Genomic DNA, 20606 nt, shown 5'->3' with positions numbered 1-20606 from the left:
TTATAAAAAAAAGCATGCCCGCCTCTAATACGGCGGGCATTTTTATAATTTAAGTTTGGGAATTAATTCCCAGTTAACATAATATTATTATGTTCTATTAAATAAAAACACAAAGATTTTACTTATTGTCTGATAGGTAATCACGATTTATGTTAATCCGTAAGGCTGCTATCTTGTGATATATGCAGTATTTGGTAAACAACTCCATTTACTTGTTCTGTTAAAATACTTAAATCGTCTAAAAAGTAAAAAACCTGATAATCCCACTTATCGGGATTATAAATAACCATATATTCTGTGTTTTCGATGATTTGGATTTCCTTTAGTATTTCATCCTTAGTGTAAATCAGACTCCCTTTTGGCTCTATTTGCTTTGTCTTTTGATACAGATATTTATACCGTTCGATGTTTGATGGCGGGTCTACTAGTGGAATTCCCACCTGGACTTGTTGCCATCCAAAAGAGTTCAGGATGTTGTCATAAAAGCCCTCAAACAAGAATTTGTTAAGGCCGTTGTGATTTTTCCAAAGATATAACGGGGAATAACTATTTTGCAAATTATTATTTACCCCTTTTTCTGTGATCAGATAAAGTTTGAATTTCAAATCATCAAATCCATCTGTTTTGTGGCCATTATTTACGACTCTTTCCTTGATTATGTTCATGTCATAATCACTTGGTAATATAATCTTGTATTGTGATGTAAACATTCTATCTCCCCTTTTCGATTAGACTGGTTATAAAATAGAAACATATTCTATGTATTTCTCTTCATTGTTCCATTACCTTCTTAATGATTCGCTTCTAAACAGAAAAATCCTTCTATCATTCTAACTAAGGCAAACACCCATTAAATCCCCATCCGGTCACAAAATTGGGCTTGTCCAGATGTTACGTTTGTTGCTATTTGCCAGACGTTAATTGGCCTTATATAGATTTAGATATTTATATGGCGGATTGATGATATATGCCACTCGAGCGTAACTTTCTATTAGCAATGTATATTCAGAAGGCAATGGAGAAAGATATATATTGTGTTTGTAGGTATGTTAAATTTATCTATATGGAGGAAAATGAATGAAAAAACGAATGTTGTTATTATGTATTTTAAGCATGGCTTTATTTTTCCCCTTTCAATTAATAACAAATGCTGAGGGCAATATCGAAGAAAAGGGAAAATTAACCAAAGGGCAGGAATTGGCTAGAATTCTGAGTAGTACAAATTGGCAAGGAACAAAGGTCTATGATAAGGACAATAATGACTTAACAAAGGAAAATGAAAACTTTATTGGTCTTGCAAAATATGATCATAAAACTGCGAGATATGAGTTTTTTGATAAAACGACAAAACAAAGTCGTGGCGATTATGGAACCTTTTTTATTACAAATGATGGGAAGATTAGAGTTTTAATCTCCGAATCGAAAGGATACCAAGCTTTAGTTGAAATCACTAAACTAACCGACAATATGTTTACCTATAAAAGAATGGGCAAAGATGCTAAAGGTAATGATGTAGAAGTGTTCGTTGTCCATATTCCTTATAATGAAACAGAACTTTCCTTTTCTACACCTGATAAGACTTTAAACACTTTTACAGGAAAAGTAGTTACTGATGTGGACGGAGACAAAATTTTATCTGGCACCTTATGGCAAGGGACAGTAGCACTGGATGAAAAAGGAAATGATGTCTCAAGCTATAATTCGAATTTTTTAGGTCTTGCAAGATATGATTTTAAAACAAATAAATATGAATTTTTTGATGCTAAAACAGGTCAAAGCCGTGGTGATTATGGATATTACCATGTTGTTCACGGTAATAAGATAAGAGCTCATGTTTCACAGGGAATGAATTATGGTGCAGTACTTGAGCTTACTGAGCTTAATGAAAATAAATTCACCTATAAAAGAAAAGGAAAAGATAAGGATGGAAATGAAATATTCATAACGGTTGAGCATGTACCATACAAAGGTAATTTCAAACTAAAATTCACTAAATAATAGAAGCTGCAGCTACATTAGCCGGGAACCAACATTGTGATATACAAACCAAAGAAAAAGAACACCAGACACATTATACGTATCTGATGTTCTTTTTCTTGTTTATAATCCATCTGAATTTATGGTTAGCATCGATGGGGACAAAATGAAACGATTTTATTTTTCTCCAAGGGACAAAACGACTTCCACTTAACAAGCCATCATCTTTTGGTTCTTCTCTTCTTCCTTTTCTTCTTCGGCATCAGAAACTAACCCTTTGGATGCATTTTTGAATTCTTTCAACGTAGGACCGAATGCACGTCCAATCTCCTGCAACTTCTTTGGCCCAAAAATGACTAAAGCAATGACGAGAATTAAAATTAATCCTGGTACTCCAATATTGGTTAATATATTTTTTCACCTCCTGAAATGTATTGGCTTCAGCTCCCGAAAACAGTAAGTTGAGGTATTTTCTTTAACGTTGCATTTCCACTCCTGTCCATGTTTTGTCACTTACACTTTAATGGATGAATGTAAAGCATAAACTTAGAGATTGTAAAATGTATGTTAATGGGGACAAAACTAGTAAATAAGTCTTATTTAGGTAAGGTTGTTAGGGGCAGTTAGGACTATCCGTTTGAAAAGGTTCCAAATCCCTGCAATGATACGAACGACCGCTTTTTGGATGCACATATTGTGCAATAAGAAAGGGAAGTAACTCACTTATAAGGCAAGTTACTTCCCTTTTTGTTTTCGTATGCTAGCAATTAACAATTCTATTAATCAGATATCGTGATGGTTTTCTCTGCTTTGACATCATTTGATTCTACCTCTAAGGTGATCACCCCTTTTTGCAATCCTGTGAGGTGTCCTGTAGCGGTATCAAACACTGCATGATAGTTATTCGATGCTTTTGCTTTTGTTAAACCTTCCCCTGTTCCGATAAAGACATTTTCACTTCCATTCCAATTGACGCTTGCTGGATATTGGAGTGGGAAGTTTAGATTTCCCGCTTGGTGTCCTGTTGCTTTGACTTCTGCTGTTTGACCGCTTGAGATAGATTCTAGCCCATCGATTGTAACCCCTTCAAGGAGAGGGTTTACTTTTGCTCGAATCCATTCTGTATCATGTACTGGGCTTTGCTCACTGGATTTATCTGGTCCATTCGCCTTTGACGGAATCGATGTTGGGTCGATGCCAAACATTGTCCAGGCATAGAAGCCACCGTCATTGGCCGGGCCATAAGGAGCTTTTCCAGCTGGTCCGAGAACCATGTAAGGAACACCATCTACTCGGTCAACATTGACTGTATGGGCATGTCCAGACAGATAAATGGCGCCTTTTCCACTTGAATCCTCTCTGAATTTTGTTAACCATGATTCAATTAATTCTGCTTCCTTTCGATCATTTAGCTGGCTATTTTGCGTTGAAAGTGGATCTCTTGTTGGATGGTGACCGAAGACAACGAGATTCTTAATAGCAGGGTCAGTCGCTGCTTTTTCTAACGTCTTTTTAAACTCTATTAATTGATCAAAATCTGAGGTGCGGAAGCTTCCTGTTGAAGAATCGAGAAGGGCAAATTGTGTACCTTTATGGGTGAAAAAGTATTTGTTTTCCTTAAAGGTATTCATAAAGTTATCTAGGTTTCCTGTGCCCATGATTTCATGGTTACCAGGGACGTAATAAATTGGGAACTTATCGCCAATCTCCTCCTCCAGTATTTGCTTTGCCAGCTCAAAGTCCTGAGGATAAGCGGTATCAACAAAATCGCCGCCAATTATTAAAAATTCAGGATTATTTTTAACGATCTGTCTTAAGCTTTCTCTCGCTAGACGAACTTGCTGGCTGTTTGGTGAGCTTGCAACAAATTGACTGTCAGCCATCACAGCGAACTTCCAGCGATCCTTCCCTATGTCCGCATTTTGCATGACAAGGGGGTCTGCTTTTTCCGGAACAGCTGGTACCTCAATAGACTGGCTGATTTTAACAGTCAAGTCATCATAGACAAGTTCATCTGTGTATTGCTTCGCTTTACTCGTCTCAATGGCGCCAATCGTTCGTAGCTCAAGTGGATATTTTACTCCTTGTGGAACAGGGATCTCGATTTTTTTCCATCCCGTCCATGTTACATATGGGCCATATAGGTAATGATAGCTTCCATCAGCACCTCGTGTAGTAAATGACATCCATTCGCCCTTGCCGTTTCCTTTCACCCATAAGCCAATTGATTGCGGCTCCCCTGGGAGGGTAATCGGTTGTATAGGATGAAGATTGGCTGTTCTAGTTCCGGTTGAATTTGTAAAGTCAAATGCCACTTTGATTCCGTTGTTTGTTCTTCCAGCTGCCGATGAAATGTTTCCGGAACCACGAGCAGAGGAAAAGCGCCAATCAGACAATGCTTCCATCTCTGAAACAGTCTCTGTTTTTAACCCGACTGTGACAGGAAGATAAGCCTTTTTATCGTTAACGGTTACTGTGACTAATGTCGAACCTTCGCTTGCCTTTGCCATAGCAGAAAACGTACCGTCTGCGTTCTTTTGCACATCAATAACGGATGGATCATAGTGTAAGCTTACGTCTTGAGGTTCAATTGGTGCAGTATAGCCATTTTTATCAAAGCCATTAATATGAAAGGTATCTGTTGTTCCTTCTGCTAACCCGAGCCTAGGAACACTCGGCTTGATTTGCTCAAGCTCAGCTAAAACCCTAATAGAAGCTGTGCCTTTTTTATTTTTCGCCTGTGCTTCTACCTTTGCAGCTCCAGGCTTTTCTGCTCGAAACATTCCATCCTTTTCAAATTTCCCAACATCACCAGGAAGAGTTCCCCAGCTTACATCTCCAGCATGAACAGGATCATATGCGTTATCGAACCCTGTTGCAGAAAAGTTTCTTGTTAATCCTGGGAATAGGCGATCGGAATGCTCTAATTTCGACTCAGTTGTCATATTGAAGCCTGAAAGAATGCCATTTCCTTTTGCAGTAAAAATGCCAATGCCATTCGGTACTGCCCGTTCTGTTCCATCTGATGGATTATTTTTAATCTCGGCTTGATCTCCACCAGGTGTACGGGCAACCAATGTTGTGGATCCACCACCATCTAGATTAAGAGCATGAGAGGAACCGAATTCCTTCATAAGCTCTCCCATTTCATAAAGAGTCATGCCACGGCTGCTTGTTTGTCTACCATCAACAACAACTAAATACATCTCTTTACCATCAGCTGAAAACCCAACAGCCGTCCGAGGTGCTGTTACGGTATTGTCAACGGATTGAACCACATCCTCTTTTACAAGAAGCGGATTACCGCCGATGGCAAATTGAAATGGCTGCACATTTGTTACCTTTGGAGCATACTCAATGGAAACCTCATCTCCTACCTTTAAGTGCCCCAAGGTGTTTGCACCTGCCTCACGGCCAATTAGAATCAATGCGTTTTCAGAAATCGATCGATTTGTAATGCTTGATCCAACTTCGACAACCTTCCCGTTTTCTACCATCACTTCTTGCACTAATTGGCTTCCATTTGCCACCCCAGTTCTAGAACCCGTTCCCCAGAGTGAAGTATAGGCACCAATCCCGTTTGCAGAAATCGAGCTCTGGTTTAAGGCTGAAAGCGAATGTTTGCTGCCATGAAAGGTTACGCTTCCATCCAAAAGAACAGAAGCTAGCTGCCCAATACCTTCTTTCGTAATACCAGCTGACTTCTCTCTTCCAGGCTGAGCCCCCTTCACAAGCTTGCCATTCTCAATTTCTGCACCAAGCGGAGCATTTGTATTATTAATATCAAAAAAGTCGCCATTCACACCAGCAATCGCCCCTTTACGATTAGCTGATTTTGATAATCCCTCCGCCTTTGCCACCACTCCTGGATGCAAAAGATCAGAAGTCACAGCCGGGTTACTTAAATCCACCTTCAGCATTTCACCATTGATCCAGCCGCGGGCATCAAAACGTTCAAATGTGGAAAATTCAACCCCAATACCAATCTGCTCTGAATGCCCTTTTGTAACAAGGGTGGTACCCCTTTCGCCTACAATGACTGTCTGAGGCTCATCCGTTTTAGATGATTGAGCCTGCCGCTCATCAAGGATTGAAGATGGGTCAAGATGTTTCGCTGCCGGCTCCGCCAATGCAGGGGTCACAGCACCAAAGACTAACGAGAGACCAAGAGACCAAATCAATAAAATCCGCAAATTCATCACAACACTCCTCCTAGTAACATATATTTATTTGGACACTATTAAACTAGCATGTAATTTTTAAGAGATTGTGTAGATTCGGTGTAAATTATGTAAATATATGGATTTATAGGAAAAACAGGGAAATGGACCTATATTTTCGGGAGGGTGTTTTCGTCTGATTTTGATAGTTTTTAAGTATTACACTAAATTTCCCCTCAAAAAAACCGATAGGAATAACTTATCGACAAAAACCTACTGTAGAATGTTGAGCGTATTACAAAAGAAAGAGATTAATTTGAAACCATGGTTGGTTTAATAGAAACGGTATCTGTTGATGATTATATAAATATTATCTAATTCTATAATGGAAAGTAGGTTTTATGTGTTTCGTTCGGTCTCCTTATGAATGTCGAGTAGAGTGTAGAAGACGTGCGGCGAGATTGGATCATCTATACTGAAAGAGAATGATTTCTTGATTTGCTAGATTTATATATGTCAAAGGAACTAGGTTAATTCTCTTATTTTTCTTTACTTTTTTTTATCATATGCCTAACAAGGAATTTACATTTTCCTTATATACTTACTAGAGTAATAGATTAATAAGGAGTGGAGAATTTGAAAAAGAATACGTTTGTTATAGCAACTTTGGCTGCCCTAATGGTATGTTCAGCGGCAAGTCAACTGTCAGTAAAACCTGCTTCAGCCGCTGAGAACCCTTCTTGGTCAGTTGCCTCGAAGAGCTTTGGTCCCAAAGAATTCGATCTGCAGGCACACCGCGGTGGACTCGGGCTAACTGTTGAGTCCACGATTGCATCATTTTCTCATGCCCTTGAACTGGGTGTGAGCACACTCGAGCTTGACGTGCAGATTACCGAAGATCATCAAGCAGTTATCACGCACGACCGTAAGATCTCCGGCGCCAAGTGTAAGGACACTGGCCCTGCGTTCGCTGGTGACCCCGAATATCCATACGTCGGTAAGTACATTAAGGACCTTACCCTAGCCCAAGTACATACACTGGACTGCGGTTCGCAGGTATTGCCGCAATATCCGGGGCAGACTCCTAGCCCTGGTGCACGGATGCCGTTGTTGAGTGAGGTTTTCGATCTCGTCAAGCTTTACAACGCTAATAAGGTGTGGATGAACATCGAGACAAAGGTAGAGGCAGGGGCACCGCATGAGACCGCTCCCCGTGAAGAGTTCGTGCAAATTGTTGCCCGCGAGGTACGCGAAGCAGGAATGCTCAACAGGGTATCAATCCAAAGTTTCGACTGGGGCGCGCTTATGCGTATGCGTGAAGTCGAGCCTCGGTTGCCAATCGTCGCACTGACGAACGGTCCGCAGTTCCTGCAGCCAGGTCAGGCGGGTGCGTCACCGTGGTTAGGTGGAATTGACATTGACGACTTTGGGGGAGACCTCGTGGCTGCGGCCCACTCGTTCGGAGCGGACGCCATCTCTCCTGTCCACGGTTTTCCTCAGAACGGAAAAATTACTGACGAGAACTACCAGCCTTACGTCACCAAAAGCATGGTTCAGGAAGCCCACAAGTATGGGATGAAGGTCATTCCATGGACAATTGATGATGAGCCTACCATGCACAAGCTTGTAGAAGACGGCGTCGACGGAATCATCACAGACTATCCGGACAGGCTGCGTACGGTCATGGGGCAGCATGGAATGGATCTGCCAAAAAGCTATACATCACGCTAATTGAATCCGAAAAGAACTCTGATACTTAAAGATCAGAGTTCTTTTTTTAAAGAGTCATATTCATATGCTCCCTTACCACTTAGATGCCACCACTCCCTCTTAAAATACCCCGCTATAGCTGGAAAACTCATGAATTCCTTCCTCATGTCCCGAAACGAAATCACGCCATTGCCTCTAGCAAGCTGGAAATCTAGCGAATATTCGTGACAGTTCAATGGGGTTTGACGAAATGTTTTGGTATAGAATTGGAATGCCTCTTGCTGGCTGGCGGCAAAGATAAAGACATAATCCTTCTGGTTCATCTTCAGTGAGTAGATCCGAGCCTTATAAAAACCCAATACATTGTATCGAATCATTTCTGCTACTTTCTGGTGATTTGCTTGATCAAAATTTAATTTGGGAAACTTTTAGCTATTCACGGGCCCTCATCTATCTACCTTATGAGTTACCGTTCTTTCTTCTTTTAGCTATTCTCGGGCTCTCATCTACCTTATGAGTGACCGCACTTCCTTCTTTTAACTATTCTCGGGCTCTCATCTACCCTATGAGTGACCGCTCTTTCTTCTTTTTGAAATTCACGGCCTATCATCTACCCTATGAGTGACCGTTCTTTCTTCTTTTAGCTATTCTCGGGCTCTCATCTACCCTATGAGTGACCGCACTTCTTTATTTTAACTATTCTCGGGCTCTCATCTACCCTATGAGTGACCGCACTTCCTTCTTTTTGAAATTCACGGCCTCTCATCTACCCTATGAGTGACCGCACTTCCTTCTTTTAACTATTCTCGGGCTCTCATCTACCCTATGAGTGACCGCACTTCCTTCTTTTAACTATTCTCGGGCTCTCATCTACCCTATGAGTGACCGCACTTCCTTCTTTTAACTATTCTCGGGCTCTCATCTACCCTATGAGTGACCGTACTTCCTTTTTTTAGCTATTTACGGGCTCTCATCTACCCTATGAGTGACCGCTCTTTCTTCTTTTTGAAATTCACGGGCTCTCATTTTCCAATTTTAAAACTTTCTACTTATCTAGTTAATTGTTTCAATTTCATTGGCTTTTACATTCTCTAATTAAGAAAACTTTTTAGTAAAATTCCATTAGGTACTTACTTCAGTATTTTCTTATAAAAATTCAATCTATCTTGTGCATTCTCTTTTATGATAATGTCTACACCACTGTCCACGAATGTTTCCACATTTTCTCCATTTATCACTTTCATGGCTGTTTCAACGCTTAAATATCCCATATCATAAGGGTTTTGGGCCATGGTACCAGGAATGGTTCCATCTGCAATTAACTTAAGCATTTCGGTAAGACCATCCGGCCCAATGACAGGTATCATGAGTCCTTGTTCCTCTAACTCCTTGACTACCGGTAACGCGATCCTGTCATGTGTAGTCACGACACCCTTAATATCAGGCTGGTCACGCATAAGCTTTGTTATCACACTTTGAATCGTTTTGGGATCATTTGGTATCCCTGTTTTTACATAGGCGATTTTGATACCTGCATTTTGCAACGAAATTTTTGCACCCTCGATCCGCTCCCTAAAAACGGAATTAGACAAATCTCCTCCGAGAATGGCAATCTTATTCCCTGGTTGTAGCTGTGAGGCTAAAAAGGCACCGGCTTTTTTACCTAAATCAAGATTATTGGTTCCGATATACGCTGTTTTGTTTTTCATTGGAATTTCGTTATTTACTAGCAAAATTGGAATATCCGTAAACGTTTCTATTGTTGGACCTACATATGAACTGATAGGTGCCGCAATGATAACATCAGGCTTTTCTTTGTACGTCTTCTTTAATAAATCTGCCTGTTCTTGCGTTGTAGATTCACTAGGAAAAATCACCTTTCCATCGATGTCAAAGTCTTTAAACCCTTTTTCTATTCCAGCTTTCATAATTTTCCAATATTCTGATTCTCCTTCTTTTAACACAACGACCACAGTCGGCTTTTTATCAGCTAGTGTTACGGATATAAAACCTAGAACAATAACAGAAATGACAGCACCAATTACCAAAATAATTTTCCAGTTCTTTAACACGACATCCTTCCCCCTCTCTTTAAGTGTTAAAGAATGGACCTAAGCGTTGGTTAAGCTGGGCATAAGCTGAAATCGAGCAGAGAAAGTGGTCCCTTCATCACCCGTATCAATTTCAATTTGAGCATCATGCCGTTTTGCTACACTGTAACATATGGCTAACCCCAAACCTGTTCCTGTTTCCTTTGTGGTAAAGAAAGGTGTCCCTAATTTTGATAATACCTCTGGGCTGATTCCATGGCCTTCATCTTTTATTTGCAGAACCACTGTCTGCTTGTCTTTATAGGTTTTAATCGTCAAATTCCCATTAGAAGTCATGGCATCCAATCCATTTAAGGCAATATTCAAGATGAGCTGGCGAATTTCTTTTTCGTCCAGGGAGATGTCAGGAAATTCTCCTAATTCAAGCTTAAGCTGTTTATTCGATCGTAACGCTTCCGCTTGAATCAGAGGAGATAAAGCTTCAATAATGGCGTTCAAGTTTTGCTTCTTTTTGACACTGATTTTATTTTTAGCTAGATTCAAAAATTCTGTGATAATAGAGTTTGCCCTGTTCAATTCCTCTAGCATTAAATCGATGATATTAGTAGATAAATTGTCGACTTTATTCCTTGATAATTGTAAAAATCCTTGAACTGTTGTCATCGGGTTTCTGATCTCATGGGCAATCCCTGCTGCCATCTCGCCGATTAAATTTAATCGGTCCAGCCGGTACATTTCATTCTCGAGATGTACCCTGTCCGTAATATCGGTCAAAACAAGCAGTATACATGGTTCGGAATGGATATCAATCAACTCAGTAGATATTAAACCTGATCGAACTTCCCCGTTTTTCGTCTCATACCTGATTTTCTTGTTTCTAATCTTTTTATTTAGATCAATATACATCTCCGTTGCTTCATTAATAAAATTCTTACTATTTATTTTCCGATGGATCAATTCATCACAGCTATAACCCATATATTTTGTCCAGCAGGCATTAACATCAATAAAAGTTAGATCCTTCTGTGATAAAATCGCCATTAAGCAAGGGCTGGATTCAAAGATAATTCGAAACCTCTCTTGGGAGCGAAACAAATGGTCGGCAATTTTTTTTCGTTCTTCAATTTCTATTTGCAGTTTCTCATTTGACTTGGTCAGCTCAAGCGTCCGCTCTTCGACGATATGTTCCAAATTATTAAATCTCTGTTTTTTAACTTCTTCTATTTGCTTTCTTTCTGTTACATCACGTATGGTACAAACAAAAATCTGTTCATCCTCAACGATGGTTGACGCGATTAACATATCCGCGTAGAAGCAGCTTTTATCCTTTCGACAAGCAACTACTTCAATAATCTTTCCTACCGATTGTCTAATCGTAGAAAGGAATGAAACAGATGAGTCAGATAACACTTCATCCTCCCATTTAGGAAAAAGCTTCAGAACGTGTTTTTCCACCAATTCCTTTGCCTGGTAGCCAAACATGCTCCTTGCGGCCGGATTCACGGAAAGAATCGAACCTTGATTATCAAACGTGACAATGGTATCGGTTATCGTTTCACTTATGGCTTTTGATAATGCCTCTGTCCGACGTAAATTTAGGGTGGTTCTATCCAACTTTTTGTTGACTTTATTCAGCTCAAGCAAATGTCCTAGATCCGTTTGAATGATATTTTCTTGATGATTTTGATGGATTTTGACAAACTGTTCAATTTTCTTTTTCAATGTTTCCGGCTGAAAGGGTTTAAAAATATAATCGATCGCACCTACGGAGTATCCTTGATGAACATGTTCCATATCTTGACTAATAGCTGTTATAAAAATAATAGGGATATTTTTTGTTTTTTCTCTCGCCTTTATTAGCTTGGCAGTATCAAAGCCATTAAGTCCCGGCATTTGAACATCTAGCAAAATCACTGCAAAATCATGTTGAAGCATGCATTTTAACGCTTCTTTTCCTGAATGGGCGCTAATGAGGTTGTAGTTTGGTGAAGTGAGCACTGCTTCTAATGCCAGAAGGTTTTCTGGATGATCATCCACCATTAAAATATTCACCTTTTGAGCAGGTGTATTATTTAACTTTACGATAGAGCCTTTCGGGTCCATCAAATTCTCCGTAACAGTCTTCATAACGTGTAAATTTAACCCCCTCTCTTATTCCTAAGCCAAGAAAACCTGAGGTGCTTAGGCTTTCATATATTAATTGATGAACATCATTTTGAAGGTTCTTATTAAAATAGATGAGAACATTTCGGCATATAATCATATCAAACTCGTTAAAAGAATGATCTGATACAACATTATGCTGGGCAAAAACCATATTTTTCTGAAGAAATGGGTGGAAACAAACCTTATCGTCAATGGCTTTATAATATTCAGAAAAGGCTTGCTTCCCTCCTGCCTCAATATAGTTTTTGGTATAGAGCTTCATCCCTTCTAGCGGAAAGGTACCCTGTTTTGCTTTTTCGAGAATACTCTTATTTAAATCGGTTGCATAGATTCTTGTTTTATCATAGATCCCTTCTTCATGCAGAAGTATCGCCATTGAATACACTTCCTCACCTGAAGAACATCCAACATGCCAAATTTTAATCGAAGGATAATCCTTTATTAAAGGGACCACCTTTGTCCGGATACTCTTAAAAAAGCTTGGATCCCGAAACATCTCGGTAACATTGATTGAAAAGTCGGAAAGTATACCGGCCATCACACCAGGTTCACGAAGGATTTTTTCCTGAAGAGCCGATATACTTGAAAGTCTCTCAATCTGAACGCGATGGTTAATCCTCCTTTTGATGAAAGGAAAGGCATAATTTCTAAAATCATACCCATAATATCGAAACACAGCCTCAAGTAATAACTCGATTTCAATTCTCTCAATGTCTTCGGCCTGAACTAGATTACGAGATTCATGTGATTTTACCTGTGCGATTTTTTACCCCTCCTTCGTGAACAGCCAAACTTGCATTAATGAGAACAACTGGTCCAAGTTAATCGGCTTACTAATATAATCGGTAGCTCCTGCCTCCAGACATTCTTCTCTGCTGTGTTTCATCGCCTTTGCTGTAAGGGCGATGATCGGGATTGTTTCAAAGATTCTTATCTTGCGAATATGTTGGATTGCCTCAAATCCATCCATCTCCGGCATCATAATATCCATTAAAATCAGGTCGGTATTAGGATGATCCTTTAAAACTTCCAACGCTTCCCTACCGTTTTCGGCAACCAAGATCTCCATATCATGATTTTCAAGCGCAATCGTTAAGGCATATACATTACGGATATCATCATCGACGATAAGAATTTTCTTGTTTTTCAGGATCGATTTCCCATGGTTGATCATTGGCTCTTCCTTTAAAACTTGGTCATTCGTGTTCACTAAATAGTTCGCTTCCAAACTGACCGCTGCTTCCGTTCGAGCCGTAGATATTTTTACTATTTTGTTATTCATTTGCACGTGTGGCAAATATAAGGTAAATGTACTTCCTTCTCCAATTTCACTTGAAACTTCTATAAACCCGCCTAATAAATGAGCAAGTTCCCGGCAGATCGATAGACCTAATCCCGTACCGCCATATTGCCGGCTTGTCGTACCGTCTGCTTGTCTGAAAGCATCAAAAATCGTCTCTTGTTTTTCTTTTTCGATGCCAATACCTGTATCAATGACGGAAAAAGCAAGCATCCGTTCGGCTTGATGTTCTTCCCCTATATTCTCCGTAATGTTTTTAATGACCTCGCGGATTTGTAATGAGACACTACCACTTTGCGTAAATTTAAACGCATTGGATAGAAGATTTTTTAGGATTTGCTGCAGTCGTTGTTCATCCGTAAAAAACGTCTTTGGCAATTCTCTTTCCATTTCGATCGAAAAATTAACATTCTTCTGATTTGCGATCGGAGAGAATTGACTATAGATAAAATCTCTCAACTTATTTAATTCTACTTCTTTTGATATCACATCTAGTTTACCAGACTCTACTTTGGCCAAATCTAAAACATCATTGATTAAATTCAATAAATCATTTCCGGAAGAGTAAATGGTTTTAATGTATTCCTGTTGCTTAGTGGTCAGATTCCCTTCTCCATTTTTAGAGAGGATTTGTGCTAGAATAAGCAAACTATTCAGAGGAGTTCTTAGTTCATGGGACATATTTGCTAGAAACTCAGATTTATATTTAGAACTAAGCAGCAACTGCTGTGCTTTCTCTTCAAGCGCCGCACTGACCTCCTGTATTTCAAAGTTCCTTTGTTTAGTCGCTTCATACTGTTCCTCTAGTTTTTCATTTGTCGTCCTTAACTCCTCTTGCTGCATCTGGAGCTCCTCTGATTGGGCTTGTAGTTCTTCTGTCAGGGCTTGTGATTCTTGCAATAATTGTTCTACCTTCATGTGGTTGATAATACTATTGATCTTAATACCTAAATTGTTATTCACTTCTTCAAGCAGCTTTATTTGTAATGGGGTTAAAGTCTCAAATGAGGCAATTTCAATCACCGCAAGTACTTGGTCTTCAAATAATACTGGTAAAATCATAATCGTTTTAGGAGATGCTTCTCCCAGACCTGAACCGATTTTTAGATAATCGTCGGGAACTTGGTTTAAATGGATGGGGCGCTTTAAAAGTGCACATTGCCCAATTAATCCCTCCCCTAAACGAAATTGCTTTCGTTCTTGCTCGAAAGCTTTAGAGGCAAAGGAAGACATTCTTGTTAAATACTGGTCACTTTTTTCAACTTCCTTTAAATAGATTACGCCGTAGCTCGCTCCTACCATAGGTACAAGCTTTGTGATTAGCATACTGGCTAGCATCTGCACATTTTCTACTACCGGATACAAGGTTGCAATTTCTGCAATTTTTGTATTCAGCCAGCTCAGATCTTCTGCTTCTTCTTTTAATTGTTTCTCGATTCTACTATGTTTCTCAAGTGCTTTGGCCATTTTATTAAAGGCCACAGCGATTTCACTCAGTTCCCCTTTTGAGGTAATCTCAATCCGCGGTAATGTATCAAAATCACTGGCCGTTGCTTGTTTCATCACGTCTGTTACTTTGTTAAGGTTGTTGCTGGTACTTTTTATGATCCATATGGCAAAACCTATACCGAAGATTAAGCCGATCACAAGGTATATATAAATATTTTCAACTGCCCAATTATAGGTATCTTTTGAACGTAACAGTTCATTCTTCATCCCTTGTTTTTGTAAGCCATAAAGGAGTTCTGCCATTTGAACCATTCTTTGACTGGATAGTTCAAATTCAGTCCAAAAAGTTGGTGTAAGTTCAGCCTTAGGATTGATTTTCCTTTCCGTCAACGCTTGCTGACCCATATTTCGATAAGATTCATGTAAAATTTTAAATTTACTAATGAGTTCCTGAGATTTTTCTTGGGTGTCCTTTTTCTCCAGTGACTTAATCGCAATTTGTAAATTTGAATTTGAATTTTCCCATGCATTCAACGAGTCTGAATGGATTGCCTCTCCACGATCATTCAACATGGTATTTAATTCTTTTGATATTGTTAAAGTCTCATCTTTAATCGTGGAAGCCATTTCGATTCTCTCGTTTAAATCAATAATCACGACGTTCATTTTAACTGTCGATTGTTCAAGCATGTTCATTAATATCATAACGATAATCGTAATGAACAAAAGTAATGATCCTATGCTCGTATAGAGCTTCGTTCGAAATCTCATAAAACCTCCTAATTTGCTAGTTTTTCAATGGATCATATTGTTAGATTCTTTAATTAGACTAACTAGTAAAAATTTTCCCATTTTTAATCATACTTTAAATTCCTTATTATCGTCTATATGATATTTTAGTAAGTTATAAAGTTATAATTGGAAAAATTAACCATCCTTTAGATCGGGCATACTTGCCTAAAAAAAACATACATTTTGTACCTGTTTGTTAAAATGAACAAACTACTAGATATACAGCCGATATTTTTATAAATGCGTATTGTGATAAATAAATAAACGTTCCTTACCAAATGTAAGAAACGTTGATATATATAACGCAGGACACCTGCATTTATGGCTCTCGCACTCCATAGGTGTGTCCTGCTGAAAGCAGTTAAAATTATTAAATTACTAGTTTTTCTTGCTATTGATTAAGGCTGCTCATTAAAAAAGGCAGATTGCTCGAACAGCAATCTGCCTTCTTTCTTACTTCTCGTTTTTCTTTAATACGTCAACAGTCGTTGCCTTACTACCATTGCCAGCAGCATCTGTGGCAGTCACGGTTAATAGATTCTTATGTTTTTGCTTGGGCGCAGATACCTTAAACTTACCGTGAGCATCTGCTACAACGGTACCTACCTCAACCTTACCCATCATTACTTTAACAGTTGCACCAGCTTCTGTTGTTCCAGTAACAAACGTATCATTATGAATGACATCATTTACTTTTGGTGCATCTGGTGGAGTTACGTCGATAACCTTCACTACTGTCTCTTTACTTACATTTCCTGCATCATCTGTTGCAGTAACTGCCAGCTCCGTTCCAGCTGCTTGCTTAGCTATTTCGATTACAAAGCTACCGTTCTCTAATGAAGTACTTGACCCAATCACGAGTTCATCAACAGATACCTCAATTGTTGCACCAGGTTCTGCTGTTCCAGTCACTTGTGTCGATTGGTCCGTTACTTCGTTTACAAAAGGAGCATCTGGAGCTACACTGTCGGACACTTGTTGGATGATTCTGCCTTCAACCACTGGTGAAACAGGATTGACTTTTTCTAAATAGGAAGTAAACACTTCAAAATCTACAATGTATAACTCCGCGAGACGTCCCTCGTCCTTCGCCGTTTTGAACATGGTGTATCCATCGCCACCGTCTGCAGTGAAGGCATTGGTCGCTACTCGATACATTTTATCCAGTTGAAGTTCTTCATAACCATCAGCCGTTAATGCCTCAACATGCCAGACGCGATCACCAACCGGTTGTGCTGAATCGTACTTGAACTTTAACCCTGATACCTGCATGAATGCACCTGCACCAGGTGCGCTCACACTGTGCTCTAAGGCTGCAAGAATTTCTTCTCCAGTTAGGTCAATAGTGACTAAGTTGTTACCGAATGGTAGAACCGTTAACACTTCTCCTAACGTGATATCTCCCTGATCTATGGATGCACGAATTCCGCCACCATTTTGCATCGCAATATACGTTGGAATAAACTCATTTGCTTTTGCTGCCATTCCGTCTGCAATTAAGTTTCCTAGATTGGTTTCCTTGCTGCGAACATCAGCACGTTCACCATTTAGCGCAACAGATGTACTTCCTACTACTTGTTTTTGTAGTTCTGTTAATGGAGCTTTGAATTCCTCTACCTTCGCTTTTGCTGCAGCATCCTCTGCATACTTACTTAAATCCTTTAATTCGCCCGTGTAATTCGCTATTACACCATTTTCGTCGAATGTTACATCAAGAACACCAAGGTATTTTAAATACTCATTGGCTTGAACGATTAATGTCGGCTCCTCTTTTTCTACAACAACTGGTGCATCTAGTTTTGTATGGGAGTGCCCGCCAACAATCACGTCAATTCCGTCTACCTTATCCGCTAAATCCAGATCTGGTTGATAGCCTAAGTGAGATAAAGCAATAATTTTGTCTACACCTTGCGCTTCAAGCATGTCAATTGTCTCATTGGCTTTTTCGATTGCATTTTCAAACACAATGTCATCTCCAGGATTCGCTAGGAAAACTGTATCCTCCGTTGTTAATCCTATGATCCCTACCTCTTCTCCATCCACTTCTTTAATAATGGCAGGGAAGATTTCTCCTTGTTCACTCGTTCCACCGATTGAGTTATTGAATAGTGGACCTAGTTCAGAATCCTTTGTCATGTTTACGTTGGAAGACACAATTGGGAACTGGGCCAGTTTGATGAAGTTCGCTAGGGTCTCTGAATCCTTATCAAACTCGTGATTTCCAAGAGTCATGGCATCAAAACCTAGTTGATTCATAAAATACAAGTCTGCTAAACCTAAATACTGTCTGAAATATAATGTTCCTGAGAACACATCCCCTGCATTTAATAACAGGCTATTTTCCTTCTGGGAACGCAATTCGTTCACAGCAGTTATCAACTTAGGGAATTGCTCAACATAAGCATGTGTATCGTTTGTATGAAGAAGTGACATGGTAAATGGTCCTTCTTCTACGGCTAAATCTAATTGAGCGACAAGTGCATCATGATCACTAGCACGTCCATGCTCTTCCATATATGGAGAGTTAAAGTTCACGATATCCAGTTTAGTTGCTTCAGCTAAGTTATTGGATACTAAAATATGATCCAATACTTGTGCATTTCCTTGATAGTTATATGTGTATCTTTCAGACGCAGGCAGCGTTTCAACTAAGTTCGTTAAGTCATCCCCTTTTAGTGCAGCAAGTGGTGAAGAAAACTCAAAATCGTTTAAATCACCTAGTACCACTACATTTGCGTCCTCGTTCTTTTCTTTTACGTCAGAAACAAAGTTATTAACGATTGTCGCAATTTGCATACGTTGTGCTTCACTTTCAAGGTACGGTGGCTGATTTTTTCCAAATAAAGGCTGATCTCCACCTTTGGAGTTGAAGTGATTATTAATGACAATGACCTCTTCGCCTTGGAAAGTAAACTCAGCTGCAAGCGGCTTACGGCTGCTGTTGAATGCAGCATTCCTTGGGTCTATGCGACCTGGGTTTAAAGTAAGCGAGCCATTTTCATAGGCAACAGCCGTTGTAGCATCTCCTTTCGGAGCCTCGTTTAGCGTCACACGATCAGGATTGTATAGATAACCTACACGGATGTTCCCACCAGGAACCCCACCATCCTTACCGTTCTCAGGAGCAATTTCTGTCCAAGCATACGCTGGCCCGCCAAAGCCTTTGATTGCATCACTTAATGCCTTGTAGTTTGCATCAGCTTTGACAACACCATTATTCGTTTCCCCACTTTCGTCAAGAACCTCAACTAGACCAATGATATCGGGAGATCCTAAGTTCTCGACCATTGATTTTGCCAGCTTATCGCGTTTGACGGTATCTGAAGCTACGAAGTTTTCGATATTGTAGCCTGCAATGGTTAGCTTGTCTTCTTCTTTTTGAATCGTCGTTATTTCATTCGTTCTTTCACGTTCTACTAGTTTAGGTAAATCAGCTGCTTTTGTTAGAATCTTAAAGTTGCTAAACGTATAGCTAACCACTCCTGTAACAGTTCCAGCAAAAGAGTCTCCCGCTTTCGTTACAAACTCGCGATCATCAAGCTGTAGAAGCATTTTCTCAGGATTTTGATTTTCTTTTGTTAGAAGAGGAGTTCCTTCTTTTGTATAGGCTTTTCCATCCACTTGCCCCGTAATGACAGGTACTTCTCCATATTTCTGAGGACCTGTTACGGTCAGATTTTCAATGGAAACCAGCATTCCTTCAAGACTTTCATAAAAATCAATGCCATCTTCTGCTGGATCAAATGCTGCAAATTGATCGTTATCGATGACAGAAGTTGGTGGAATTGCGTCCTTGCCGATTACGATTGGCGCCGGAAGCCCGTTTCCACTAGAAACCTTTGTAATCTTTCCTGATTGGGCATTAATTTCTGTCATAGCTAAATCGGTTTTGAGCTTCTCGGCATATCCATCTAGTACCCACTCTTTTACAAGTCCCGAAACGGTTACACTATCTCCCACTGCAACACCGTGAGTTGGTTTGTAAACGAGAAGACCTTCCGATGTATGAGAATTGTTGTCTGGATTAGGATCTTGGATGTAGAAATTACTGCTATCGACTACCTGAGTAACAACCCCTGGTACATCTACTACATTTTTATCTTTATAAGGTGAAGTATGTGATTGACCTTGAATGTCGCGAATTTTTAATCCTGTTTCACCTGTTACAGGAGGTTCAACTGGAGGTGGAGTTGTGCCATCAAATGAAATGGCCGTTGAAGATTTTATACCTGGTACTGAAAAATAAGCTTCAAGTGAACCAGTAACATAAACCTTTTTACCAACTATCGAAGGATTCGTTAGTAATCCAAAGGTTGGTCGGAAACTAGAAGGAATTTGAACGGGTAATATTTTCGTTGCGTCTCTTTCCGTTGGGCTATCTGCAATCCCAAAGTTAAGATCATCTTTAAATGGAGCCTCAAAATCAAATGTAGCTTTCCCACTACCTCCACTAGTTGTATAACCAACAATATACCCTGTAACAGTGGCTGTCCCCGTATTATTCGCAATTGCCTGCGCAACCGTAATAGCTTCAGCTGCTTGTGCCCGATATGGGAGAACCATACCAATCAACATGACAAACATGGTCGTTAGAGCAAATACTTGTTTTCTAAGCTTCTTCAAGAGTGTTCCTCCTCTAAATCTCTTTATAGTGAACCTCTATAAAAGTAGTACTTCCAAAAAATCTTCCAAATCTATAAAATTTATTCCTCCTTTCTTATGTAGGGAAGTACTACAAATATATTCCTAACTTACCATGTCTCCTTTTTATTTCGTTCTTTTTTAACGAAAGTTTTACTCACTCTATACAAAACTTTAATAATCTTTACGTAAGAAAATATCAAATTTCCAATTCTACACTACTATAATACTATTTATTAATTATTCTTTAATGAGAATAATTACCTATACCCATCCTACTACATTTAAGAAATTTGCTATAGAATCACCTTTGACACATAGTTTTAACTCACACAAAAGGTGGTACGATTTTTTAATTTG

Annotated in this window: 11 protein-coding genes; 2 read left to right on the top strand and 9 right to left on the bottom strand. The window is 39.5% G+C overall.

Annotation, left to right across the window (positions count from 1 at the left end):
• Positions 1-152 precede the first annotated feature (152 nt).
• Entirely contained in the window at positions 153-710 is a 558-nt protein-coding gene (locus tag TR08_RS18040) for a DUF4865 family protein (protein WP_045520539.1), read from the bottom strand.
• Positions 711-1077: 367 nt separating this feature from the next.
• Here TR08_RS18040 and TR08_RS18035 point away from each other — a divergent pair, with 367 nt between their 5' ends.
• Positions 1078-1998, top strand: coding sequence for a DUF4822 domain-containing protein (locus TR08_RS18035; RefSeq protein WP_045520537.1), 921 nt, complete (start codon positions 1078-1080; stop codon positions 1996-1998).
• A 189-nt stretch (positions 1999-2187) separates the two neighbouring features.
• Here the strand turns inward: TR08_RS18035 and TR08_RS18030 are convergent, their stop codons facing one another.
• Both TR08_RS18030 and TR08_RS18025 read right to left on the bottom strand, forming a co-directional pair.
• Entirely contained in the window at positions 2188-2388 is a 201-nt protein-coding gene (locus tag TR08_RS18030; RefSeq protein ID WP_045520536.1) for a twin-arginine translocase TatA/TatE family subunit, read from the bottom strand.
• Positions 2389-2756: 368 nt separating this feature from the next.
• Positions 2757-6176, bottom strand: coding sequence for a phosphodiester glycosidase family protein (locus TR08_RS18025; protein WP_045520534.1), 3420 nt, complete (start codon positions 6174-6176; stop codon positions 2757-2759).
• A 597-nt stretch (positions 6177-6773) separates the two neighbouring features.
• On the opposite strand from TR08_RS18025, the gene TR08_RS18020 reads away from it, so the two are divergent.
• Positions 6774-7868, top strand: coding sequence for a glycerophosphodiester phosphodiesterase family protein (locus TR08_RS18020; RefSeq protein WP_370576349.1), 1095 nt, complete (start codon positions 6774-6776; stop codon positions 7866-7868).
• 32 nt (positions 7869-7900) lie between these two features.
• Here TR08_RS18020 and TR08_RS18015 read toward each other — a convergent pair whose 3' ends face one another.
• The 6 genes from TR08_RS18015 to TR08_RS17990 all read right to left on the bottom strand — a co-directional run bounded on the left by TR08_RS18015 (position 7901) and on the right by TR08_RS17990 (position 20228).
• Positions 7901-8224, bottom strand: coding sequence for a hypothetical protein (locus TR08_RS18015; RefSeq protein ID WP_052427510.1), 324 nt, complete (start codon positions 8222-8224; stop codon positions 7901-7903).
• A gap of 753 nt (positions 8225-8977) precedes the next feature.
• On the bottom strand, positions 8978-9919 hold the full coding sequence (locus TR08_RS18010) for a sugar ABC transporter substrate-binding protein (protein WP_052427507.1): 942 nt from the start codon (positions 9917-9919) through the stop codon (positions 8978-8980).
• 39 nt (positions 9920-9958) lie between these two features.
• On the bottom strand, positions 9959-12025 hold the full coding sequence (locus TR08_RS18005; protein WP_052427506.1) for a PAS domain S-box protein: 2067 nt from the start codon (positions 12023-12025) through the stop codon (positions 9959-9961).
• On the bottom strand, positions 11967-12776 hold the full coding sequence (locus TR08_RS18000; RefSeq protein WP_081954543.1) for a CheR family methyltransferase: 810 nt from the start codon (positions 12774-12776) through the stop codon (positions 11967-11969). The genes TR08_RS18005 and TR08_RS18000 overlap by 59 nt, the downstream gene beginning before the upstream one ends.
• Before the next feature lie 54 nt (positions 12777-12830).
• The gene (locus tag TR08_RS17995) at positions 12831-15584 is read right to left on the bottom strand and encodes an ATP-binding protein (protein ID WP_045520530.1); all 2754 of its coding nucleotides are present in this window, start codon (positions 15582-15584) and stop codon (positions 12831-12833) included.
• 474 nt (positions 15585-16058) lie between these two features.
• Positions 16059-20228 carry a 5'-nucleotidase C-terminal domain-containing protein gene (locus TR08_RS17990; protein WP_238579171.1) on the bottom strand — a complete coding sequence of 1390 codons (4170 nt, stop codon included), beginning with the start codon at positions 20226-20228 and terminating at the stop codon, positions 16059-16061.
• Positions 20229-20606: the final 378 nt, after the last annotated feature.

The organism is Neobacillus niacini (genome assembly GCF_000759675.1).
GTDB classification, from domain to species: Bacteria; Bacillota; Bacilli; order Bacillales; family Cytobacillaceae; genus Neobacillus; species Neobacillus niacini_A.
Note: the sequence above shows the minus strand (reverse complement) of the source record. Positions and strands in the feature narration are given on the sequence as shown.

Excerpts from the sequence above, each read along its gene's own strand:
- TR08_RS18040 (WP_045520539.1), bottom strand. The coding sequence starts at position 710 with ATGTTTACATCACAATACAAGATTATATTACCAAGTGATTATGACATG.
- TR08_RS18035 (WP_045520537.1), top strand. The coding sequence starts at position 1,078 with ATGAAAAAACGAATGTTGTTATTATGTATTTTAAGCATGGCTTTATTT.
- TR08_RS18025 (WP_045520534.1), bottom strand. The coding sequence starts at position 6,176 with ATGAATTTGCGGATTTTATTGATTTGGTCTCTTGGTCTCTCGTTAGTC.
- TR08_RS18015 (WP_052427510.1), bottom strand. The coding sequence starts at position 8,224 with ATGATTCGATACAATGTATTGGGTTTTTATAAGGCTCGGATCTACTCA.
- TR08_RS18005 (WP_052427506.1), bottom strand. The coding sequence starts at position 12,025 with ATGAAGACTGTTACGGAGAATTTGATGGACCCGAAAGGCTCTATCGTA.
- TR08_RS17995 (WP_045520530.1), bottom strand. The coding sequence starts at position 15,584 with ATGAGATTTCGAACGAAGCTCTATACGAGCATAGGATCATTACTTTTG.